This window comes from Curtobacterium sp. MCBA15_013 (assembly GCF_001865095.1).
Lineage (GTDB): Bacteria > Actinomycetota > Actinomycetes > Actinomycetales > Microbacteriaceae > Curtobacterium.
Map to the genome: position 1 here is coordinate 110,903 of NZ_MJGQ01000086.1, position 21,283 is coordinate 132,185.

Consider the following 21,283-nt stretch of genomic DNA (forward strand, 5'->3'; position numbering starts at 1 on the left):
CACCGCGCCTCCCGTCCGTCGATCAGCCGGGTCTCAGACCAGGCCGAGCTTCTTCCGCAGGCTCGCCACGTGCCCCGTCGCCTTGACGTTGTAGAGCGGCAGCTGCACGGTGCCGTCCTCGTCGACCACGATCGTGGAGCGGATCGTGCCGGTGACGATCTTCCCGTAGTTGTTCTTCTCACCCCAGGCGCCGTACGCCTGGTGCACGGCGAGGTCCGGGTCGCTCAGCAGCGGGAAGGTCAGCGCCTGCTCGTGCTGGAAGGTCTTGAGCGCCGGCAGGTCGTCCTTCGAGACGCCGAGCACCTCGTACCCGGCGGCCTGCAGCGAGGACATGTTGTCGCGGAAGTCGCACGCCTCCGTGGTGCACCCCGGCGTCGACGCTGCCGGGTAGAAGTACACGATGACCTTCTTCCCGCGCAGGGCCGAGAGGGAGTGCTCGGTGCCGTCCTGGTCCGGCAGGGTGAAGTCGGGGGCGGTGTCGCCGGCGGCGAGACGGTCGGTCATGGGGCTCCTGTTCGTGGTCCGTGCCCCGAGTGGTCAAGAGCACGCGAAACCCATGCTATTGTTGTTTCCCGTTGCAGCACGGAAGCGCAACATGCACCTCTAGCTCAATTGGCAGAGCAACTGACTCTTAATCAGTGGGTTCTCGGTTCAAGTCCGAGGGGGTGCACCAGCAAGGCCCCGACTCATCGAGTCGGGGCCTTCGTCGTTCCCGGCGTGCGGTGCCGCACGGCGAGACACGCCCGGAGTGCGATTCGGCCGCGACTCCGCGTGCGGATCACTCGGCGGGGACGTCGACCACGCGCTCCTCGCCGACCACCGGGTCGAGCGCTCCCGCCGAGGTCGCGGCGAGGTCGGCACGCAGCGGTTCGATGCCGTCGCCCGGCACCCAGAGCTCGAACGTCGCGGCGGCGCCGTACGCGGGGTCGCCGAGCGTGGCTCCGTGGTGCCGGACCCAGTCGCGCAGCACGTTGTCGATCCGGCCGGCGTCGGCGTGCGGGACGTCCACCGTCACCCGGGTCAGTGCGCGCCGGTGCACGAGCGTCGCGCGGTCGAGTGCCTCGGACACCGAGGTCGAGTAGGCACGGACGAGGCCGCCGGCACCGAGCTTCACGCCCCCGAAGTACCGCGTGACGACCGCGACGACGTCGGTCAGCCCGCGGCGTCGGAGCACCTCGAGCATCGGGACGCCGGCGGTCCCGGAGGGTTCACCGTCGTCGCTCGACCGCGCCTGGTCCCCGAGCACGCCGGTGACCATCGCGGTGCAGTTGTGCCGGGCGTCCCACCGCCGGCGGCGGACCTCGGCGATCACCCGGTCCGCGTCCGCGACCCCGGACACCGGCGCCACGGTCGTGATGAAGCGCGACTTCGTGATGACGATCTCGTGCTCGACCGGGGCGGCGACCGTGGACGGGTACGGGGTGCTCACACCGTCGAGGCTAGCGAGGTCCTCGTCGGCGGCTCGCGCTACCATGTCCTGCACGACGTGCGGCTGGGGAGGAGTCCGATCGACATGGCGACAGCAGATCCGAGGGGTGGCGTGCTCGACGCCGCGGAACTCGCGCGCCGGCTGAACCTCCTCCTCGACTTCGAGGAAGCGCAGCGCGGCGCCCCCGTCCCGTTCGCGGCGATCGAGGAGTACGTGGCGGCCCAGGGTGGCTCGCTGTCCCGGGCGAAGTGGACGTACATGCTCTCCGGCGACGGCCGTCGCAACCGTGACACCGGTCTGCTCCGCCTGCTCGCGGGCTTCTTCGAGGTCGACGAGCGCTTCCTGCTCGAGGACAGCGACGTCCCCGAGCGCATCGGTGCCCAGCTCGCCCTCGTCCGCTCCCTCCGATCGGCACGTGTCAGCGGGTTCGCCGCCCGGACCTTCCCCGGTGAGCTCTCGCCCGAGGCGCTCCGTCGCATCGCCGAGGTGCTCGAGGAGGAGTCCGCCCGGGGGAGTGTCGCATGAGCGCTCCGACCGACCTCGTCGAGGCGTTCTGGGCGCGTGGTGCGGCCGAGGGGTGGTCCGACGTCGACCAGGCCGTCGCCGCCGCGGCCGAGGTGGTCGGCAAGCCGATCGTCGTCCGTGAAGAGGCGTTCCTCGCCGCCGAGCCCGTGTGCGGTTTCGTGGCGACGCTCGAACGGCAGCACCTGGTGATGATCTCCCCGACGGCCTCGCGGACGTTCCGGTCGTTCGTCATCGGCCACGAACTCGGCCACATCCTGCACCGCCACCAGGACCACGCACCGCAGGCGGCCTACATCCGCGACGTCATCCCGGACCTGCCGGAGTACAAGGTCGAGCGGGCACTCGCCCGCGGGCTGTTCTCGAACGAGTACGAGCACGAGGCCGAGGTCTTCGCCGACCGGCTCGCCGGGCTCATCCGCGGCCACCGCGACCGTCCGAGCGCGTTCCGCGGGGTGTTCGGGTGATCGTCTCCCTCGTCCAGGCGCTGCTCCTGATCGCGGGCACGGTCACGCTGTTCGTCCTGCAGCGCGGGCAGGACCGCACGCTCGCGGTCACCTTCCTGCTGTTCGCCGCGACGATCGTCACGAACGTCGACCCGCTGTACCGGTGGCTCGATCCGCTGTTCGGCGGGTTCAACGTGGTCACGGTCGTCAGCGACTGCCTGATGGTCGCGGGGACGAGCACCCTGCTCTGGGGTGTGGCGAAGGCCGTCGGTGCCGCGCGGCCGTGGCTCCGGAACGCGATCGTCGTGACGTGCGCGGTCGTCGTCGTGGTGGTGATCGTGGCGTTCACCGTGCTCGACAAGCCCGCGACGACGACGACCTTCATGCTCGATGCCGGATCGCACCCGGCGGCGACGGTCTACTCGATCGCGCAGACGGTCTACCTCGGGGTGGCGCTCGGCGCGACCGGACTCATCTGCGTCCTGCACCTGCGTGAGGCCCGCACCACCACCGACCTCGTCGGCCTGTGGGTCCTCGTGCTCGGTGGGGTCCTCGGTGTCGTGCGGATGGTCGTCGTCGTGGTGATGGACCTCGCGCACGTCCTGGGCGACATCGGCCTCACCCGGGCCCTCGCGCTGCCCTACGACGTCACGACCCCGGGTGCGGTGATCTGCGTGTCGTCCGGGATGCTCCTGCTCGTCATCGGCCACCAGGTCTCCCGTCGTCGGCGCTCCCGTCGGGTGGAGACGGCCCTGCGCGCCCTCACGCCGTTGCACGCGCGGATCGGCACCGACAACGCCTACCCCGACTCCGGCGACCCGGCGACGCGGCTCAGTCGGCTCATCGTCGAGATCAACGACGGCGCCCGTCGCGCCCGGCAGTCGCTGAGCGAGTCGGAGCAGCGGGCCCTGGCCGACGCCGAAGCGGCCCTCGACGCGGCGTAGCGCCAGTCGTTACCAGAACGGGACATCGATCCCACTGGATGGGTCGACGTCGTCCGGGCCGCCGTGTAGGGTCTGTAGCAGGTGCTACACGCGATGTGGCAGCACGGGGTGGGACTCGGCCGCGTTGGGGGCGGCCGAGCACCACCGGCCCCGTGCCCGCGGTGTCTAGGATCGTCGGGTGACCGTCTTCGCAGCCCTCGTCCTGTTCATCGGTGCCGTCTTCAACGTCGTCACCTGGCCGCGCTTCTTCCAGCGGGTCGCGAAGGACTCCCGGGCGCGTGACGCCGCCGGCAAGCCGACGACGTTCTACACGGTGCACCTCGTGCTGCTGCTCATCGCGCTGGCGATCGCCGTCGCGGCCGTCGTCGCGGGGATCCTCCTGCTCGTCTGAGCGCGTCCGTCGCCGAGGGAGCAGGATCGGCGCTGGTACCGTCGCCGCCGGAGGCCGGGCCAGAACCCGAATCCGTCCCGGGACCCGGCGACGACGGGGCTGTGGACGCGACCCGGTGCCGGCCAGGAGGCGCGGTGCCGGCCCGCACCGCGCCTCCTGGCCCGCGACCGGTCGCGTCCAGGACGCTTCAGGCCTGCTTCAGCGGCGCACGGCAGGATCGGGGCATGCGTGTCCTGGTGGTCGACGACGAGGTGCGGCTCGCCGACGGCGTCCGTCGCGGGCTGGAAGCCGAGGGGTGGGCGGTCGACGTCGCCCACGACGGCGTCGACGGACTGTGGCACGCCCGCGAGTTCGGCTACGACGCGATCGTGCTCGACCTGATGATGCCCGGCCTCAGCGGCTGGGCCGTGTGCGCGCAGCTCCGTGCCGACGGCGACTGGACGCCCGTCCTCATGCTGACGGCGAAGGACGGCGAGTGGGACCAGGTCGAGGCGCTCGACGCCGGGGCCGACGACTACGTGACGAAGCCGTTCTCGCACCCGGTCCTCGTGGCGAGGCTGCGTGCCCTGGTGCGCCGCGGTGCGCGCGAGCGCCCGGCGGTCCTGACGCTCGGCGACCTCGTCGTCGACCCGGCCGCCCGGACGGTGTCCCGGGCGTCGACGCCCGTCGAGCTGACGAGTCGCGAGTTCGCCGTCCTCGAGTTCCTGGCGCGCCGCGCCGGCGAGGTCTGCTCGAAGCGCGACGTCATCGAGAACGTGTGGGACGTCGACTTCGACGGCGACCCGAACATCGTCGAGGTGTACGTCGGACACCTGCGTCGCAAGGTCGACCGGCCGTTCGGTCGCACCGCGATCGAGACGGTGCGCGGCGCCGGCTACCGGTTGGCGGTGGACGGTGGCTGACGGCGGCCGCCGGCGCTTCCGGTCCGTCCGGGCGCGGACCACCCTCGGGGCGGTCGTCGTCGTGCTCGCGGCGCTGCTCGTCGGCGCGGCGGCGTTCGTCGTCGTGCTCCGCCTCGTCCTCCTCGACGGGGTGCGGACCACGGCGGAGTCGGGGCTCGAGCAGGCCTCGGCTCGTGTCGAGGCCGACGGCGCCGGGGTCGTGAGCGGCTACGAGGACGTCCTCGTGCAGGTCGTAGGGGACGACGGATCCGTCCTCGCCCACGGGGACGACGCGGATCCACCGGCGCTCCCGACGGCCGACGAGTCCCGCTGGACCCACGACGGCGAGCGATGGCTGCTCGTCGCCGACGACGTCGACCTGCCCGGCGGCGGGGACGCGACGCTGGTCTACGGGGTCTCCCTCGACCAGACCGACGCCGCCGTCGGTGCCGCGGTCGCGCTGCTGGCCGTGGGCGTCCCGGTGCTCGTGCTCGTGATGGGTGCCGTCACGTGGGTGGTCACCGGCCGGTCGCTCCGCCCGGTCGAACGCATGCGCACCGAGGTCGAGACGATCCGCGCGGCACGACCGGACGCCCGGGTCGCGGTCCCGGACACCGGCGACGAGATCGCCCGGCTCGCCACGACCATGAACACCATGCTCGACCGGCTCGACCGTTCCGCCGCGGGGCAGCGGCGGTTCGTCTCCGACGCCTCCCACGAGCTGCGGTCGCCGATCGCGACCATCCGCCAGCACGCCGAGGTCGCCGCGGCGCACCCCGACCGCGCCGACGTCGTCGAGCTGTCCGAGGTGGTGCGCTCGGAAGCGCTCCGGCTGCAGGACCTCGTGACGGGCCTCCTCGAGCTCTCGCGGCTCGACGAGGGCGACGTGGGCGTCCGGCGTCCGGTGGACCTCGACGATCTGGCGCTCGACGCCGTGGCCCGGGCGCGTGGACGGCTCGGCGGGAGCACCGACGGGTCGATCCGGGTCGAGGGGTCCGGGATCGGGCCGGCCCGTGTCCTCGGGGACGAACGGCTCCTCGCCGCCGTGGTCCGCAACCTCGTCGACAACGCCGTCCGGCACGCCGAGGGTCGGGTCGTCGTGGCGCTCGCCGAGCAGGACGGACGCGCCGTCCTGACGGTGGACGACGACGGGGCGGGCATCGCTCCGGCAGACCGTGATCGCGTGTTCGAACGCCTCGTCCGGCTCGACGAGGCGCGCAGCCGGGACGCGGGCGGCGCGGGGCTCGGCCTCGCGATCGTCCAGGACGCCGTCCGGGCACACGGCGGGGACGTCGTCGTGACGGACTCGCCGCTCGGTGGCGCCCGGTTCGCGGTCCGCATCGCACTCGGCGGCTGAACAGGGGGCTTCAGCCGTGCTTCAGCACCCGCCCGGCACCCTGGTCGCATGAACGCACTCCGCACCACCACAGCCCGCTCCACCCGTCGTGTCGCCGGCATCGCCGCCCTGCCGCTCGTGGCGTCCCTCGCCCTCGTCGGGTGCTCCACCGCGCAGTCCGACGGGGCCTCGTCCACGACGTCATCCTCGTCCTCGTCCGGATCGGCGTCCGGCGGCGCGACCGCTGCGTCCGCCACGTCGAACGACGCCCTGCGTGCCGCCGTCGCCACCGCCCGCGACGCCGTCGGGTCTGGCACCGTGATCTCGGTCGAGCAGGAGCAGAACGGCACCGCGTACGAAGTACTGGTCGTCACCGACGACGGCACCGAGCACGAGGTGCACACGAACGAGGCCGGCACGGCGGTGTCCGGATCGCCGCGCACCGAGACCTCGGACGCCGACGACCGGGCCGAGAACGAGCGCTTCACGGCCGCGGCCGACCTGACCGTGGACGACGCGGTCGGCCGGTTCGAGGACCTGCACGCCGGCACGATCACCGAGCTCGGGCTCGACGACCACCTCGGGAAGGTCGTCTGGGAGGGCGACGTCCGCGACGCCTCGGGCACCAAGCACAGCGTCCGCCTCGACGCGGGTACCGGCAAGGTCGTCACGGACGAGGTCGACACCGACGACTGAGGCGCGGGCGCGGGCGCGGCCGTGGGCGCGAGCGCGGGCGCGGGCGCGAGGGCGTCGGTGGTCCGCGGTAGACCTGGGGCATCCGGCCACGCGCCGGCGGACCCGGGAGCGACGATGACCGACCAGACCCCGCGCACGTACCCCCAGGGCGTCCCCAGCTGGATCGACGCCCGACAGCCGGACCCGGACGCAGCCCAGGCCTTCTACGGCGGGCTGTTCGGCTGGGACTTCGAAGAGCGACTCCCGCCGGGGGCGCCGGGCTCCTACCGCATCGTGTCGATCGACGGGCACGAGGTCGGTGCCGTCGCGTCGAGTGACGAGCCGGCCACGTGGCTCACGTACATCGCGGTCGACGACGCCGACGCCGTGGCCCGTCGCGTCACGGAGCTCGGCGGCACCGCTGGTCCCGCCGAGGACGCCGGACCCGGGGGAGCGGCCGGCCGCAGTGTCGACTGCGTCGATCCCCGTGGTGCCGCGTTCGGGCTCTGGCAGGCGCGCGCCCGACTCGGCGCGCAGCACATCAACGCCCCTGGTGGGTGGGTGTTCAGCGACCTCCGTGCGACCGATCCGGAGCAGGCGATCGGGTTCTACGAGCAGCTCTTCGGCTGGCAGGTCTCCGGCATCGAGGAAGGCCCGAGCGCGATGGTCCGGCTGCCCGGGTACGGCGACCACCTCGCGGCGACCTCGGACCCGGACATCCGCGAACGCCAGGTCGGCGCGCCCGAGGGGTTCGCCGACGTCATCGGCGCGCTCGACAAGCTCGACGCCGGTGCCGACGACTGGCACGTGTCGTTCAGCGTGGCGGACCGCGACGGTGCCGCGGCGCTCGCCGAACGGCTCGGTGGCCGGGTGCTGGACTCGTGGGACGGCTTCTGGACCCGGGCTGCGGAGCTGCAGGACCCGCAGGGTGCGACGTTCCGCGTCACGCAGTTCGCGCCGCAGGACGGCTGAGTCCCGCCACGAGGATGTCGAGCAGCCGGCCCGTCTGCGCGGCGTCGACCGCGTCGCGGGTGGAGAGCAGGATGCCCACCAGTGCGGCCGTGACGTCGTCGGCGAGCAGTTCGGCCCGGAGCGAGCCGTCGGCGGCCCCGGCGTCCAGGAAGCGCTGCACCGCCGCGTTCACCCGTTCTCGGGTCCCCGCGGCCTCGGCTGTCCCGCGCAACGCCCCCGCCCGCACGGTCTCGGCGAGCCCCCGCTTCGTGACGACGAACTCGGCGTACCGGCCGGCGAAGGCGCGGAAGGCATCCGCGGCGCTCCCGGAGCCGGTACCGGGGGCGAGGAGCTCGTCGACGGTCGCGAGCGCCGCATCGAGCTCGGCGCGGTAGACCGCGGCGATGAGGTCCTCGCGCGTCGGGAAGTTCCGGTACAGCGTCCCGATCCCGACGCCCGCGGCCCGTGCCACGGCCTCGAGCGACGTGTCCTCGCCCTGCGCGGTGAAGGCCGCACGCGCGGCGTCCACCACCCGCTGGCGGTTGCGCGCGGCGTCCGCGCGAGGTCGCCGAGTGCTCGTGACGGGATCGCTGGACAAAGCGGAGGCTCCTCCGGTTATGCTGATCGAAGCGGAGGTTCCTCCGTTTCGATCGACACTACCGGAGATGACATGCACGAGGAACAGTCACGGCGCCCGGGTGGCGCCTCCACGCTCGGCGGTCGGACCGTCGGACGGATCGGCTACGGGGCGATGGCACTCGAACGGTTCACCGACGACCGGCAGGCGGGCGTGGCCCTGCTGCACCGCGCCCGGGAGCTCGGCGTGGACCACGTGGACACCGCCGACTTCTACGGAGACGGCGTCGCGAACGACGTGATCCGGCGAGCGTTCGGGGCCGATGACAACGTGGTCGTCGTGAGCAAGGTCGGTGCCGTCCGGGTCGCCGCCCCGGTGCCACTCGCCCTCGCGCAGCGTCCGGAGCAGTTGCGCGCTCAGGTACACGCCAACCTGCGCAGCCTCGGCCGTGAGCGCATCGACGTCGTGAACCTCCGCCGAGCGGACACCGGCCCCGGTCTGCTGGCCGAGGGGGACCAGCTCGTGGACGTCGAGGACCAGCTGGCGGAGATGACCGCGATGCGCGACGAGGGGTTGATCGGGGGGATCGGTCTGAGCGCGGTGTCCGGCGAGGTGCTCGAGCGGGGGCTCGCGGCCGGGATCGTCTGCGTGCAGAACGCCTACTCGCTCGTGGCCCGCGAGCACGAGGCGCTGCTCGACCAGTGCATCCGGGAAGGGATCGCGTGGGTGCCGTACTTCCCCCTCGGCGGGGCGTTCCCGGGGCTCCCGAAGGTCGTGGACGAACCGGTGGCCGTGCGGATCGCGGACGAGCTCGGCGTCACTCCGGCGCAGCTCGGACTCGCGTGGCTGCTGCAGCACGCGCCGGACGTCCTGCTCATCCCCGGGACGTCGGACGCCGGGCACCTGGCCGAGAACCTCGCCGCGGGTGCGGTCCGGTTGGACGAGTCACAGGTCGCCGACCTCGACGCGGGGTGGGGACGTCGGCTCGCGGACGGTACAGCCCACCCGTCCTGGCCGTGAGCGCCCGCCGGTCGGCGGTGGGCGTCAGGACGCGGACGGCAACGGCGCGCCGAGGGCTCGACGCAACGCCAGCCCGGCGACCTGCTCGTCCGTGGTGTCGAGCAGCACCCGGTAGGTCTCCCCGGGCGTGACGAACTCGACGCACACCGCGTCGAAGTCGCACGGTTCGATCCGCCACCCCCGCACGGACTCCATCGGCACCGGCGTCAGGGCGTCCCGCTCGTAGCTGGTCTCGGCGGCGACGCGGTCGTCGAACACCCGGACGCGGCCGAAGGTACCGCGCCAGGTGAGCTGGAGGTCGAGCGTGGGGGAGACAGATGGGTCCGGCACCCGCCGATCGTACCGACGGGTGCCGGACCCTCCTGCACGCCCCGGGCGCGCTGTTTCGCTATCCGGACACTCCGCCCGTTCGCCGGTCGAGCCGACGGACGGGGGAGCCGCCGGCGATCAGGCCCGGTGGTCGTCCGACCCGGCGTCCGGACCAGCGGACGCATCCGTGGACCCGTGCGACGAACCGTCCGTCGCTGCGGTCGAGGAGCCGTCCGTGCCGGAGCCGCTCCGACGCACCTGGTTCGCCGGGTCCCGACCGGTCACCGGGTACGGACCCGTGATGCCCGAGCGGAGCGAGGCGATCCGGAGGATGCGGTCGCGCTGCAGGAACCAGCCGAGGATGAGCAGCGGGATGACGATGATGAGCGACGCGATCGTGTACGTGCCGATCGGGTAGTCGATCGCCATGAGCACGATGACGGTCGCGAGGAACACCAGCGTCAGCCAGGACGTGTACGGCGCGCCCGGCAGCTTGAACGACGGCTCCTTCGCGAGCCCCTGCTTCGCCCACGACCGCAGCTTCATCTGGCAGAGGATGATCGTGCCCCAGGCGGTGATGATCCCGAGGCTCGCGATGTTCAGGGCGATCTCGAACGCCTGCCCGGGGACGAACAGGTTGAGGATGACGCCGACCAGCGTGAACGCCGAGGTGAGCAGGATGCCGGCGAACGGCACGCCGCCCTTCGTCATCTTCGTGGTCCACTTCGGCGCGGAGCCGTTCATGCCCATCGAGTGGAGTGCGCGTCCGGTCGAGTAGAGCCCGGCGTTCAGCGACGACAGCGCCGCGGTGAGGACGACGAAGTTCATGATCGAGCCGACGACCTGGCCGACCTGCGGGTTGCCGATCGACGAGAAGAAGGTCACGAAGGGGCTGACGCCGTCCTTGTACGAGGTGTACGGCAGGAGCAGCGAGAGCAGGACGACCGACCCGACGTAGAACACCGCGATGCGGAAGACGACCGAGTTGATCGCGCGGGGGATGACCTTCTCGGTGTCCTGCGTCTCGCCGGACGCGGTCCCGACGAGCTCGATCGCGGCGTAGGCGAACACGACGCCCTGCACGACGAGGACCGCCGGGAGCAGGCCGGTCGGGAAGAGGCCGCCGTTGTCCGCCCAGATGCTGAACCCGGTCCGGACCGTCTCGCCGCCCGTCTCGACGGGGAACGCGAACACGAGCCACACGAGCGCGACGATGAGGAAGGCCACCAGGGCGGCGACCTTGATGATCGCGAACCAGAACTCCAGCTCGCCGAACACCTTCACGGCGACGAGGTTCGCGGCGAGCACGACGACGAGCGCCGCGAGGGCCAGCGCCCACTGCGGGATCGCGCGCGGTCCGGCCCAGTAGTGCAGGTAGAGCGCGACCGCGGTGGTGTCCACGATCGAGGTCATCGCCCAGTTGAGGAAGTACATCCACCCGGCGGCGTACGCGAACTTCTCCCCGAAGAACTCGCGGGCGTACGAGATGAACGACCCGGACGACGGACGGTGCAGCACGAGCTCACCGAGTGCCCGGAGGATGAAGAACGCGAAGATGCCCGCGATGAGGTACACGACCGCCAGGGCCGGCCCCGCGGTGTGCAGGCGACCGCCCGCGCCGAGGAAGAGCCCCGTGCCGATCGCGCCGCCGATGGCGATCATCTGCAGTTGCCGGGGCTTCAGCCCGTGCTGGTAGCCCTCCTGCTCGTGCGAGAAGTCGTTCGCGGGCGCGCGGTCCACCCCGGTGTCGTTCTGCGCTGTCATGCGCGACACGCTACAGGTGCGTCGAACCGGGGTGGCACACAACCATGCGAGTCTCCTGAAAAGTAACGAGCCGGTCACGATCGCGATCCCCGGACCGATGGGCGACACGCCGTGAACGGGGTACACCGGTGCCGGGATTCCGGCGGACCCGGATTCGCGCCGGGGGACAAGCGTCGATAGCCTTGAACGTCCCTTCAGGGGACACCGACGATCAGGACGCGTCCACCGCAGCAGCACGGCGGGGGCCGTACGGTCGGCTGGACCGGGGTCGTCCCGAGTACGACCCCCGCGTGCGTGATCGCTCGCCCTGCGCCGTTGCGCGGGCTCGATGCGATGCCGCCGAACACGGTGCCGGGCGACCCGTCCGCAACCACCGGTACCGCCGTGCGCCGTCCTCGCGCCGCGGTCCCGCGAGGAGCACCGTTGACCATCGCACCACCCCAGGACCGGCGTGCCGTCACGCCGGACCACCCCACCGACGTCCCGGCCGTGCGCGTGCACGGCGCCTACAAGGTCTTCGGCCGCCGACCCGGTGAAGCGGTCCGCCGCCTGGCCGACGGCGCCACCCGTGACGAGGTCCGTGACCTCGGCTCGGCAGCCGTCATCGACGCGTCCTTCGACGTGCGTCCCGGCGAGATCTTCGTCGTCATGGGCCTGTCCGGCTCGGGCAAGTCGACGCTCATCCGCATGCTGAACGGCCTGCTGGAGCCGACCGCGGGCAGCGTCGAGATCGGCGGCCGGACGGTCACCAAGGCGACGCCGAAGGAGATCCGCGAGATCCGACGCACCAGCGTGTCGATGGTCTTCCAGCACTTCGCGCTGCTGCCGCACCGCACGGTGCTCGAGAACGTCGCGTACGGCCTCGAGGTCAACGGCGTCGACAAGGCCACCCGGCTCGCCAAGGCCCGCGAGGTCATCGGCCTGGTCGGACTCGACGTCTGGGCGGACGCCAAGCCCGACGAGCTCTCCGGCGGCATGCAGCAGCGCGTCGGCATCGCCCGCGCCCTCGCCGCGGAGACCGACGTCCTGCTGATGGACGAGGCCTTCAGCGCCCTCGACCCGCTCATCCGCCGCGAGATGCAGGAGCAGCTCGTCGACCTGCAGCAGCGCCTCGGCAAGACGATCGTCTTCATCACGCACGACCTCAACGAGGCGATGTTCCTCGGCGACCGGATCGCCGTGATGCGCGACGGCCGGATCGTGCAGATCGGTTCGCCGGAGGACATCCTCACCGACCCCGCGAACGACTACGTCGCCCAGTTCGTGCAGGACGTCGACCGCGCCCGCGTGCTCACCGCGTCGAGCGTCATGGAGCCCGCACGTGCCGCGGTCCCGCTGACCGTCGGCCCGCGTGGCGCGCTCCGGACCATGCGCGACCTGCAGACGGCCGCGGTCTTCGTGACCGGACGCGGCCGGAAGCTCGAGGGGTGGGTCCGCGACCGGCACGTGATGCGCCAGGTCAAGGCCGGCGACACGAACCTCGACGCCATCGTCAACACCGAGTACGCCCGGGTCGCGCCGGAGACCGCGCTGACCGACCTGTTCGAGCTCGCGGTGGAGTCGCCGCTGCCGATCGCGGTCGTCGACGACGAGGGACGCCTGCTCGGGGTCGTCCCGCGCGTCACGCTGCTCGCCGCCCTCGGCAACGTGCCGACGGCGACGATGCCCATCCCGGTGCTCGAGCCGGTCACCCGCATCTCCGACTCCGACATGGACTCGACCCTCGCCGAAGGAGACCACGCATGATCACCCCCGGAACCAACTCCTTCGGCGACTTCCACCTGCCCCTCGGCACCTGGGTCGCAGCGATCGTCGACTGGATCACCACCTACCTCTCCGGCTTCTTCGACGTCGTCCGCTACGTGTTCACGTGGATGGACGCGTGGATGGAGTACTTCCTCTCCACGCCGCCGTTCTGGGTGGTCGTCGCGATCCTCGTGGTCCTGGCGTTCGTCGCGAAGGGCTGGAAGCTCGCACTCGGCGCCGCCGTCGGTCTGCTCTTCATCGTGAGCGTCGGCCAGTGGACGAACGCGATGGACACCCTCGCCCTCGTGATCGTCGCCGCGGGGCTCGCTGTCGTGTTCAGCATCCCGCTCGGCATCTGGGCCGCCCGATCGGACACCGCCAGCCGGATCATCCGCCCGGTGCTCGACTTCATGCAGACCACCCCGGCCTTCGTCTACCTGATCCCGGCGCTGCTGCTCTTCCGCGTCGGCGTCGTCCCCGGCATCGTCGCGACGATCGTGTTCGCGATGGCTCCGGGCGTCCGGCTCACCGAGCTCGGCATCCGCGGGGTCCCGAGCGAGGTCGTCGAGGCCGGCGCCGCGTTCGGGTCGAGCCCGTGGCGCATCCTCCGCCAGATCCAGCTGCCGCTCGCGAAGGCCAGCATCATGGCGGGCGTCAACCAGGTCATCATGCTGTCGCTCTCGATGGTCGTCATCGCCGGCATGGTCGGCGCCGGGGGACTCGGCGAGCAGATCGTCGCCTCGCTGAACCGCATCGACGTCGGTCTCGGTGCGGAAGCCGGCCTGTCGGTGGTGGTGCTGGCGATCCTGCTGGACCGCCTGACCGCAGCGCTCGGCGGTGACTCGGGCCGCGCCTCCAGGCTCTTCGGACGCGGAAAGCGGAAGCCCACCGCGACCGCGACGCCGAACGCGGCGACCGCCCAGACCGCCGCCACCACCGAAGCGGTCACCGACCGCCAGACCGTCGACGCGTGAGGAAGGAACAGATCATGAAGCGAACCAAGCGCACCCTCGCGGCCGCCGCGCTCGCCGCCGCCACCGCCCTCGGCCTGTCCGCGTGCATGCCGCCCGGGTACTACGGCGCCTCCGGCACGCTCGACAACGGCGACCATAAGTCCATGCACGTCGTCGTCTTCAACGGCTGGGACGAGGACACCGCCGCGAGCTACCTCTGGAAGCACGTCCTCGAGCAGAAGGGCTACGACGTCCAGCTCACGAACTCCGACGTCGCGCCCGCCTACACGGGCCTCGCATCCGGCGACTACGACGTCGTGTTCGACACCTGGCTGCCGAACACGCACAAGGAGTACATGGACACGTACGGCAAGGACCTCACGGACCTCGGCGCGTGGAACGAGCAGGCGTCGCTCGAGCTCGCCGTGCCGGAGTACTCGGACATCGACTCGATCGACGAACTGCAGGCGAAGGCCTCGGACTTCGGCAACAAGATCGTCGGCATCGAGCCCGCGGCCGGCGAGACGAAGGTCGTGCAGGATCAGGTGATCCCGCAGTACGGCCTCGACGGGATGGACTTCATCACGAGTTCGACGCCGGCGATGCTCGCCGACCTCAAGGCCGCGATCGCGAAGAAGGAGGACGTCGTGGTGACGCTGTGGCGTCCGCACTGGGCGTACGACGCCTTCCCGATCAAGGACCTGGAGGACCCGAAGGGCGCCCTCGGCAAGAACGAGGAGATCCACACCATCGCCAAGAAGGACTTCGCCGACGAGTTCCCGCAGGCGTCGAAGTGGATGGAGGACTTCGCGATGGACTCCGACACGCTCTACTCACTCGAGAACGCGCTCGTGAACAGCGGTGCGAAGACGAGCGAGTACCCGGCGATCACCGCGAAGTGGGCGTCCGAGCACCAGGACTACGTGGACTCGCTCACCTCGACGAAGTAGCAGCAGCCCCTGCCAGGAGGCGCGGTGCCGGTCCGGCGCCGCGCCTCCTGTCGTGCGGGTGGTCGCGTTCCTGAACGACGTCCGTCGTCCACCGCTTCGATGGAGGGATGGACATCCTCCTCCGGCTCCTCGTCGCGATCGGCGTCGCGCTGCTCGTCACCGCCGCCGCCGCGCTCGTCCTGCACCTCGTCTTCCGCGCACTCGCGCGGCGGGAACGCTGGGCGGCCGTGCTCTCCCGACGCATGAAGCACCCGTTCCGCACCGAACTGCTCGTCGTGCTCCTCTGGGTCGCGTTCGTCACGAGCGTCCCGAACCGGCCGGACGCCTTCCCGTGGCGCGCGCCGGTGTCGCACGGCTTCCTCATCGCCACGATCGCCGCGGGTACCTGGCTGGCGTGCCAGATCGCGATCTTCCTCGAGGACCTCGGCCTGCACCGCTTCCGCATCGACGTCCCGGACAACCGGCAGGCCCGCCGCATCCGCACGCAGGTCCTCGTGATCCGCCGGCTGACCGTCGCGGTCCTCGTGATCATCGGCATCGGCGCGATCCTGCTGACCTTCCCGGGGGTCGAGGCAGCCGGGGCGAGCGTGCTCGCGTCGGCGGGGCTCATCTCCGTCATCGCCGGCCTCGCGGCGCAGTCGACGCTGGGCAACGTCTTCGCCGGCATGCAGCTCGCGTTCTCCGGGTCGATCCGTGTCGACGACGTCGTCGTGGTCGAGCAGCAGTGGGGGCGGATCGAGGAGATCACCCTCACCTACGTCGTCGTGCACCTGTGGGACGACCGGCGATTCGTGCTGCCGTCGACGTACTTCACGAGCACGCCGTTCGAGAACTGGACCCGGACCAACAGCGAGCTGCTCGGGGCCGTCGAGCTCGACCTCGACTGGCGGGTCCGGCCGGGGGAGATGCGCGCCGAGCTCGACCGGATCCTCGACCGCACCGAGCTCTGGGACCGCCGGGTGAAGGTCCTGCAGGTCACCGACGCCGTGCAGGGGTCTGTGCGTGTCCGGGTCCTCGCGACCTCGCACGACGCGCCGTCCCTGTTCGACCTGCGCTGCTACATCCGCGAGGAGCTCGTCGACTGGATCCAGCGGACCCACCCCGACGCACTGCCGGTCCAACGGGTGCTCATGGTGGACGAGGTCGCGGCGCCGCGACGGCGCGCGGCGTCGACCGCGTCGGAGTCCGCGCTGTTCACGCCGGACCAGGACGACCGTGCGGCGCTCTTCACGGGACCGATCCAGACCTCGGACATCCCGCGGTCGGAGCGCTGACCGGCCGGCCCCGGAACAGACGGACGGACGGGAGGGACGCTGCCAGCTGGCACCGTCCCTCCCGTCCGTCACCGGGTCGCGTCCCGTCACCGGGTCGCGTCGCGGTCTACGGCTGCTTGGCCTTGACGGCGCGGTCGTCCTCGACGACCGTACCGATCGCCACGAGCGTCGTCGCGATCCACGCCACCCACGTCAGCGCGAGGCGCCAGTCACGCGGGCCCTGCCGCGTGGTCTGCACCACGCTGTAGCCGCTGATGATCGAACTCCACACCGCACCGCTGAACATGAACTTCCGCACGGGTTCCTCCTGTCGTCGTCCCGTCAACGCTACCGGCCAGTACATTGGAGCGCCGCCGGACGCCCTGCCCGGCGCACTCGTGGAGGAGTCGTCGTGCGCCAGGCCGTCATCGGGGGAGTCCTGCTCGTGGTGGGCGCGGTGTGCGTCGCCCTCGGGCTGCTCCCACTGTCCGACCTCGCCGAGCTCGCCGACCGGGTCGTCCCGGTGCTGGCCTTCGTGCTCGGACTCACCGTCGTCGCCGAGCTCGCGGCGGACGCCGGGGTCTTCGACCGGCTCGCCGACGTCGCCGCACGGGTGGGGGGCGGGCGGACGATCGGGCTCTGGGGCGCCGTGGTCGTGCTCGCGGTCCTCTGCACCGTGTTCCTGTCGATCGACACCACGGCCGTGCTCCTCACCCCGATCGTCATCACGCTCGCCCGGCGGGTCGGACTGCCGCCGATGCCGTTCGCGCTGACGACCGTGTGGCTCGCGAACACGGCGTCGCTGCTGCTGCCGGTGTCGAACCTGACGAACCTGCTCGCCGTCGACCGCATCGGGCTCGACGGGCCGATCCCGTTCGCCGGGCTCATGGTGTGGGCCGCCCTCGCCGGCGTGGTGGTCCCGTGTGCCGTGCTCCTCGTGGTGTTCCGCGGCAAGCTCTTCGGCCGGTACACGCCGGTCTCGGTCCGGGCGGCGACCGACCCGGTGTTCTTCTGGTCGGCGTCGGCGGTGCTCGTCGCGCTGGTGATCGCCCTGACCGCCGGCGTCACGGTGTGGATCGCCGCGATCGCCGCGGCGGTCGTGCTCGTGGTCGTCGCGGCCTTCCGGGCGCCGTCGGAGCTCAAGCCGTCGCGCGTGCCGTGGTCGACGCTCGTCTTCGCGGCCGGGTTGTTCGTGGTCGTCGAGACGCTGCACACGACCGGCATCACCGACCCGATCGTGGCTGCGCTCTCCGGTGGCACCGGGACGGGGTCGCTCCTGGTGCTCGGCGGCGCCGGCGCGCTGGCGGCGAACGCGATCGACAACCTGCCCGCCTACCTGGTGCTCGAGCCGGCCGCCGGGCACGAGGCCCTGCGCTACGCGGCGCTCCTCGTCGGGGTGAACGCCGGCTGCCTCATCACGCCGTGGGCCTCGCTCGCGACGCTGCTGTGGCACGCACGACTGTCGTCCGAGGGCGTCCACCTGTCGTGGGGGCGGTACATGGCGCTCGGGTGCATCGTGGCACCGCTCACCGTCGTCGCCGGGGTCCTCGCGCTGCGGCTCTAGAGCCAGTCCTTCGCCTTGAAGACCCGGTACAGCGTCAGCGATGAGGCGATGATGAGCCCGAGGGAGAAGTAGAGCCCGCTCCACTCGCCCATTCCCGGGAACTTCAGGTTCTGGCCGAAGAACCCCGTGATCGCCGTCGGGATCGCGATGATCGCCGCCCAGCTCGTCACCTTCTTCATGACCGTGTTCTGCCGGTTCGACGCCAGGTTGAGGTTCGTGTCGAGGACGCTCGACACCGCGTCGCGGAGCTGGTCGACGGAGTCGGTGATCGACACGAGGTGGTCCTCGACATCGCGGAAGTAGGGGCGGATGCCGTCCGAGATCGTCTCGGCGTCCCCGTGCAGCAACGAGGCGACGCTGTCCCGCGTGGGGACCACCTGACGGCGCAGGACGCCCAGGGCCTTGCGGAGGCGGAACGATCGCCGCTGGATCTGCTTCTCACGCGGGGTGCCGTGTTCGAAGAGGTCCTCCTCGAGCGCGTCGATCCGGCGCTCGATGTCCTCGACCGTGTTCGTGGCGTGGTCCGTGACGGCGTCGAGCAGGCCCCACATCAACCACGGGACGCCGTGGTCGGCGATGTCCGTGGTCGCGTCGAGCCGGCGCTCCATGGCCCCGGTGTCGACGTCGCTGCCGTGGATCGTGACGAGGGCGTGCTCGGTCACGAAGGCCTTCACCTCGTGCGTGGTGAGGTCCCCGGCGTGGTCGAGGCCGCCCACGTCGTAGACGACCAGGAAGAGGCTGTCGCGGTACCGGTCGAGCTTCGGGCGCTGGCCGCGTTCGACGGCGTCCTCGACCGCGAGCGCGTGGATGCCGAGCTCGGCCTCGACGTGCTCGAGGTCGGACGGCTCGGGGTCGGTGTAGTCCACCCACACGAAGGTGCCGTCCTCGGCGATGAGCTCGGAGATCCGGTCGACCGGGAAGTCCCGTTCCGCCGCGGTGCCGTTCCGCCACGCCCGTGTCATGACCATGGGGTCGAGCCTAGTGAGACGGCCGACCCCGGGACTCCAGGGTCGGCCGTGCAGGCGGTACGGGCTCTCAGTACGCCGAGACGAGCTTCCCGTCCTCGACCTTCAGGTAGACGTCCACGTCGAACGTGTCCTCGCTCTTCTGCGCGTCGCCGAAGTAGTCCGTGTACGAGTACCCGATCCTGCCGTCCGCGGTGCTGGTCACCTCGACGAGTCCGCCCCCGGAGGACTGCACCTCGAGATCCGGCTTCGACCGGACGTCGTACTGCACCGCGCCGTCCGCGTCGTACGGGCCGTACCAGGGGCAGCCGTCCGCGTAGCTGATGTCGGTCTTCGCCGCGCAGTCGTCGATGAGGTCCGACACGTACTGCTCGGCGTCGGTCTCGAGCTCCTTCGTGGGCTTCGCCTCGAAGTCGGCGTACGGCGAGCTCGACGACCCCACGCGGAGCGTCTCGGTGCCGCCGGTGAAGTACTCCGTGCCGCCGACCTCGACCTGGTAGCTGCCGGGGTAGGCGAGCGACGTGAAGGCGCCGTTCTCGATCTCGCCCACCTTCTTGCCGCCGACCGTCACGTCGGCGCCCTCGAGGACCTGCGCGGCCGAGACCGTCACGCGGTCCGTGAGCGGCTCCGTGACGCGCCACTCGTCCTTCACGAGGAACGACGTGCCGGTCCGCTCGAGGACGACCTGACCCGAGCGCTGCGCGTCGCCCTGCCGGAAGGTGACGTTCGCGTACGCGGTGTCCCCGCTGGTCGACACCCGGCCGACGCGGACGTCGGTGGGACGGTCCTTCGCGCTCTGCAGCACGGCGGAGTCGAGCATCGAGGCGTCGCCGGTCACCTCGCTCAGGCTCGCCGCGGTGTCCGCGTCGCCCTGCGCGATGGCGTCGACGTACGACCGGGCCGTGGGTCCGGGGCCCCAGACGGTGGTGCGGAGCACGCCCGTGGTGATCGCTCCCGCCACGACGACCACGACGACCGCGCCGCCCGCGATGAGCGATCGCACGAGGACCTTCTTCGCGCGCGGGGACATCGGCGCGGGGGCGGGGGCGCCCTGGCCGACGAAGGGCTGGCTCGGGTGCGGCTGGCCGACCGGCGCACCGGGCTCGACGGGCTGGTCCGGCTGCGACGGGTCTGTCATGGCCGCCGGGGCCGCCGGGGCCGCCGCATCGGCGGGCACCGCCCACACCGGAGCGGCACCGTCGACCGGAGCGGTCGGCCGAGCCGGCACCGGCGCCAGCACCGGGTCGGTCCCGACCACGCGCGCCGTCCGCAGCAGCACGCCGCCGCCGACGCGGGGGAGCAGCACGGGCGCGACGTACCGGGCGACGACCTCGATGACCCCGCCCCAGAGCGCGAAGACGACGGGCGTCCACGGGGTCACACCGACCGAGCCGGACCCGCCGACCGCACTCGAACCGGTCACCTGGTAGGACACCACGCCGGTGCCGAGCACGAACAGCACGAGTCCGGCGACGAACCAGACCACGGGCGTCGCGACCCAGTCGAGCGTCGTGCGGACCCGGTCGTTCCGGCGCACCGCGAGCGCCAGACCGGCCGCGAACGAGCTCACGACGACGAGCAGGACGACGAGCCAGGTCCAGCCACCGGCGCCCGCGAACACCGAGGCGTCGCTCCCGGCGGCACCGAGTCCGGAGGTGCCGACCCCGCCGAGGAAGCCGAGCGCGGTCAGGGCGACGGCCGCGTTGCCGAGCAGCAGCGGCAGGGCGGCGCCCCACGACGGCTGCGCGACGAGCGCCACGACGACGAGCACGAGGGCGAGCAGGACGAGGAGCCCGCCGAGCTGCCACGCGGCGACCCGCAGGGCACCGAGTGCCCGGGCGACGGAGGTGCTCCGACCGACGAGCAGCGACGGACGGGCGAGCAACACCGCGAGGGTGCCGATCACGAACGACCCGAGCACGCTACCGATCCCCACGGCGTGCACGGGGTCGATCTGCACCCCCGAGACGGCGGGGAACCGGATGGCGAGCACGAGGCCGGCGAGCGTGGTGACCGCGGTGGTCACGAGCCCGGCGACGACCGCCGTGACGACGAGCTGCGGGAGCGCGAGGACCCGGCTCCGGACGCGGCGCGTGAGCACGACCGCGAGCACGACCTGCGCCGCGAGCACCAGCACGGGCACGACGCCGACCGACCCCGACCCGGAACCGAGCAGCAGGATCGAACCGGAGCCGTGCAGCCGCCCGAGGTCCGCGAGGGCGACGAGCTGCGCCGGGGACCCCAGCAGCACGCTCACCCCCGACAGGAGCGACTGGACGTCGGGTGCCCCGGCCGACCCGAGGTCGGAGCCGCCGGTGCCGAGGCCCGAGGACGAGCTCGTGGACACCGGACCGGAACCGGCGGCCACGGCGACCGTCAGGAACAGCGAGATCGCCGCGACGACGTACGCCGCGACCCACCCGCCGACGGCCGCGACGACGGCGGCGACCCAGTCACGACCGGGGACGGCGCGGAGCAGGCGACCGAGCGGGTCGGACGCGGCCGGCGCGGCTGACGGGGGCCCGGGCGGAACGGGCGGGACGGGCGACTGATCGCTCACGACGGTTGGGTCCTCTCTCGTCGAGAGGGCGGTGACGACCCCGTGCG

General features: G+C 71.8%; 22 protein-coding genes and 1 tRNA gene. 15 read left to right on the forward strand and 8 right to left on the reverse strand.

Annotation, left to right across the window (positions count from 1 at the left end):
- Positions 1–33 precede the first annotated feature (33 nt).
- A complete protein-coding gene (bcp, locus tag BIV01_RS18635; RefSeq protein WP_071303808.1) occupies positions 34–504 on the reverse strand; it encodes a thioredoxin-dependent thiol peroxidase in 471 nt (156 codons plus the stop codon).
- Between the two features lie 93 nt (positions 505–597).
- Here bcp and BIV01_RS18640 point away from each other — a divergent pair.
- A tRNA-Lys gene (locus BIV01_RS18640) sits at positions 598–673 on the forward strand.
- A 105-nt stretch (positions 674–778) separates the two neighbouring features.
- Here BIV01_RS18640 and BIV01_RS18645 read toward each other — a convergent pair.
- Complete coding sequence (locus BIV01_RS18645; RefSeq protein WP_071303809.1) at positions 779–1,429, reverse strand: IMPACT family protein; 651 nt, start codon at positions 1,427–1,429, stop codon at positions 779–781.
- Positions 1,430–1,513: 84 nt separating this feature from the next.
- On the opposite strand from BIV01_RS18645, the gene BIV01_RS18650 reads away from it, so the two are divergent.
- The 8 genes from BIV01_RS18650 (at position 1,514) to BIV01_RS18685 (ending at position 7,596) form a co-directional block, all read left to right on the forward strand.
- Positions 1,514–1,954 carry a hypothetical protein gene (locus BIV01_RS18650; protein ID WP_070419521.1) on the forward strand — a complete coding sequence of 147 codons (441 nt, stop codon included), beginning with the start codon at positions 1,514–1,516 and terminating at the stop codon, positions 1,952–1,954.
- Entirely contained in the window at positions 1,951–2,418 is a 468-nt protein-coding gene (locus BIV01_RS18655) for an ImmA/IrrE family metallo-endopeptidase (protein ID WP_022905932.1), read from the forward strand. Before BIV01_RS18650 ends, BIV01_RS18655 begins: the two co-directional genes overlap by 4 nt.
- A complete protein-coding gene (locus BIV01_RS18660) occupies positions 2,415–3,341 on the forward strand; it encodes a hypothetical protein (RefSeq protein ID WP_071303810.1) in 927 nt (308 codons plus the stop codon). The genes BIV01_RS18655 and BIV01_RS18660 overlap by 4 nt, the downstream gene beginning before the upstream one ends.
- A gap of 178 nt (positions 3,342–3,519) precedes the next feature.
- Complete coding sequence (locus tag BIV01_RS18665) at positions 3,520–3,732, forward strand: SCO4848 family membrane protein (RefSeq protein WP_070418512.1); 213 nt, start codon at positions 3,520–3,522, stop codon at positions 3,730–3,732.
- 224 nt (positions 3,733–3,956) lie between these two features.
- The gene (locus BIV01_RS18670; protein WP_071303811.1) at positions 3,957–4,634 is read left to right on the forward strand and encodes a response regulator transcription factor; all 678 of its coding nucleotides are present in this window, start codon (positions 3,957–3,959) and stop codon (positions 4,632–4,634) included.
- Positions 4,627–5,970, forward strand: a complete 1,344-nt coding sequence (locus BIV01_RS18675; RefSeq protein WP_071303812.1) for a sensor histidine kinase — start codon at positions 4,627–4,629, stop codon at positions 5,968–5,970. Before BIV01_RS18670 ends, BIV01_RS18675 begins: the two co-directional genes overlap by 8 nt.
- A 48-nt stretch (positions 5,971–6,018) precedes the next feature.
- Positions 6,019–6,645 (forward strand): PepSY domain-containing protein, encoded by a 627-nt coding sequence (locus BIV01_RS18680; protein WP_071294925.1) that lies wholly within the window; start codon positions 6,019–6,021, stop codon positions 6,643–6,645.
- 114 nt (positions 6,646–6,759) lie between these two features.
- The gene (locus BIV01_RS18685; protein ID WP_071303813.1) at positions 6,760–7,596 is read left to right on the forward strand and encodes a VOC family protein; all 837 of its coding nucleotides are present in this window, start codon (positions 6,760–6,762) and stop codon (positions 7,594–7,596) included.
- Here the strand turns inward: BIV01_RS18685 and BIV01_RS18690 are convergent.
- A complete protein-coding gene (locus BIV01_RS18690; protein WP_071303814.1) occupies positions 7,568–8,173 on the reverse strand; it encodes a TetR/AcrR family transcriptional regulator in 606 nt (201 codons plus the stop codon). The two genes, BIV01_RS18685 and BIV01_RS18690, sit on opposite strands and share 29 nt — an antisense overlap.
- Before the next feature lie 72 nt (positions 8,174–8,245).
- Here BIV01_RS18690 and BIV01_RS18695 point away from each other — a divergent pair, with 72 nt between their 5' ends.
- On the forward strand, positions 8,246–9,172 hold the full coding sequence (locus tag BIV01_RS18695) for an aldo/keto reductase (protein ID WP_071303815.1): 927 nt from the start codon (positions 8,246–8,248) through the stop codon (positions 9,170–9,172).
- Positions 9,173–9,196: 24 nt separating this feature from the next.
- Here the strand turns inward: BIV01_RS18695 and BIV01_RS18700 are convergent, their stop codons facing one another.
- Complete coding sequence (locus tag BIV01_RS18700) at positions 9,197–9,502, reverse strand: hypothetical protein (RefSeq protein ID WP_070418517.1); 306 nt, start codon at positions 9,500–9,502, stop codon at positions 9,197–9,199.
- Positions 9,503–9,619: 117 nt separating this feature from the next.
- A complete protein-coding gene (locus BIV01_RS18705; protein WP_083414150.1) occupies positions 9,620–11,245 on the reverse strand; it encodes an amino acid permease in 1,626 nt (541 codons plus the stop codon).
- A 423-nt stretch (positions 11,246–11,668) separates the two neighbouring features.
- On the opposite strand from BIV01_RS18705, the gene BIV01_RS18710 reads away from it, so the two are divergent.
- From BIV01_RS18710 to BIV01_RS18725, 4 genes are all read left to right on the forward strand, one after another.
- Positions 11,669–12,991: a quaternary amine ABC transporter ATP-binding protein gene (locus BIV01_RS18710; RefSeq protein WP_267484330.1), complete on the forward strand. Its 1,323-nt coding sequence runs from the start codon at positions 11,669–11,671 to the stop codon at positions 12,989–12,991.
- On the forward strand, positions 12,988–13,965 hold the full coding sequence (locus tag BIV01_RS18715; RefSeq protein ID WP_071294929.1) for an ABC transporter permease: 978 nt from the start codon (positions 12,988–12,990) through the stop codon (positions 13,963–13,965). Before BIV01_RS18710 ends, BIV01_RS18715 begins: the two co-directional genes overlap by 4 nt.
- A 14-nt stretch (positions 13,966–13,979) precedes the next feature.
- Positions 13,980–14,894, forward strand: a complete 915-nt coding sequence (locus BIV01_RS18720) for a glycine betaine ABC transporter substrate-binding protein (RefSeq protein WP_071303816.1) — start codon at positions 13,980–13,982, stop codon at positions 14,892–14,894.
- 107 nt (positions 14,895–15,001) lie between these two features.
- Positions 15,002–16,168: a mechanosensitive ion channel family protein gene (locus BIV01_RS18725; RefSeq protein WP_070418520.1), complete on the forward strand. Its 1,167-nt coding sequence runs from the start codon at positions 15,002–15,004 to the stop codon at positions 16,166–16,168.
- A gap of 106 nt (positions 16,169–16,274) precedes the next feature.
- Here the strand turns inward: BIV01_RS18725 and BIV01_RS18730 are convergent, their stop codons facing one another.
- Entirely contained in the window at positions 16,275–16,466 is a 192-nt protein-coding gene (locus tag BIV01_RS18730; RefSeq protein WP_070418521.1) for a hypothetical protein, read from the reverse strand.
- A 93-nt stretch (positions 16,467–16,559) separates the two neighbouring features.
- Between BIV01_RS18730 and BIV01_RS18735 the strand changes: the two genes are divergently transcribed.
- On the forward strand, positions 16,560–17,711 hold the full coding sequence (locus tag BIV01_RS18735; RefSeq protein WP_071294932.1) for an SLC13 family permease: 1,152 nt from the start codon (positions 16,560–16,562) through the stop codon (positions 17,709–17,711).
- Here the strand turns inward: BIV01_RS18735 and BIV01_RS18740 are convergent.
- Together BIV01_RS18740 and BIV01_RS18745 are read right to left on the reverse strand one after the other, a co-directional pair.
- The gene (locus BIV01_RS18740) at positions 17,708–18,679 is read right to left on the reverse strand and encodes a magnesium transporter CorA family protein (RefSeq protein ID WP_070418523.1); all 972 of its coding nucleotides are present in this window, start codon (positions 18,677–18,679) and stop codon (positions 17,708–17,710) included. The genes BIV01_RS18735 and BIV01_RS18740 overlap by 4 nt on opposite strands.
- Positions 18,680–18,746: 67 nt before the next feature.
- The gene (locus BIV01_RS18745; protein ID WP_139199583.1) at positions 18,747–21,236 is read right to left on the reverse strand and encodes a hypothetical protein; all 2,490 of its coding nucleotides are present in this window, start codon (positions 21,234–21,236) and stop codon (positions 18,747–18,749) included.
- Positions 21,237–21,283 lie beyond the last annotated feature (47 nt).

Excerpts from the sequence above, each read along its gene's own strand:
- BIV01_RS18670 (WP_071303811.1), top strand. The coding sequence starts at position 3,957 with ATGCGTGTCCTGGTGGTCGACGACGAGGTGCGGCTCGCCGACGGCGTC.
- BIV01_RS18720 (WP_071303816.1), top strand. The coding sequence starts at position 13,980 with ATGAAGCGAACCAAGCGCACCCTCGCGGCCGCCGCGCTCGCCGCCGCC.
- BIV01_RS18685 (WP_071303813.1), top strand. The coding sequence starts at position 6,760 with ATGACCGACCAGACCCCGCGCACGTACCCCCAGGGCGTCCCCAGCTGG.
- BIV01_RS18740 (WP_070418523.1), bottom strand. The coding sequence starts at position 18,679 with ATGGTCATGACACGGGCGTGGCGGAACGGCACCGCGGCGGAACGGGAC.
- BIV01_RS18655 (WP_022905932.1), top strand. The coding sequence starts at position 1,951 with ATGAGCGCTCCGACCGACCTCGTCGAGGCGTTCTGGGCGCGTGGTGCG.
- BIV01_RS18695 (WP_071303815.1), top strand. The coding sequence starts at position 8,246 with ATGCACGAGGAACAGTCACGGCGCCCGGGTGGCGCCTCCACGCTCGGC.
- BIV01_RS18680 (WP_071294925.1), top strand. The coding sequence starts at position 6,019 with ATGAACGCACTCCGCACCACCACAGCCCGCTCCACCCGTCGTGTCGCC.
- BIV01_RS18715 (WP_071294929.1), top strand. The coding sequence starts at position 12,988 with ATGATCACCCCCGGAACCAACTCCTTCGGCGACTTCCACCTGCCCCTC.
- BIV01_RS18725 (WP_070418520.1), top strand. The coding sequence starts at position 15,002 with ATGGACATCCTCCTCCGGCTCCTCGTCGCGATCGGCGTCGCGCTGCTC.
- BIV01_RS18650 (WP_070419521.1), top strand. The coding sequence starts at position 1,514 with ATGGCGACAGCAGATCCGAGGGGTGGCGTGCTCGACGCCGCGGAACTC.
- BIV01_RS18705 (WP_083414150.1), bottom strand. The coding sequence starts at position 11,245 with ATGACAGCGCAGAACGACACCGGGGTGGACCGCGCGCCCGCGAACGAC.
- bcp (WP_071303808.1), bottom strand. The coding sequence starts at position 504 with ATGACCGACCGTCTCGCCGCCGGCGACACCGCCCCCGACTTCACCCTG.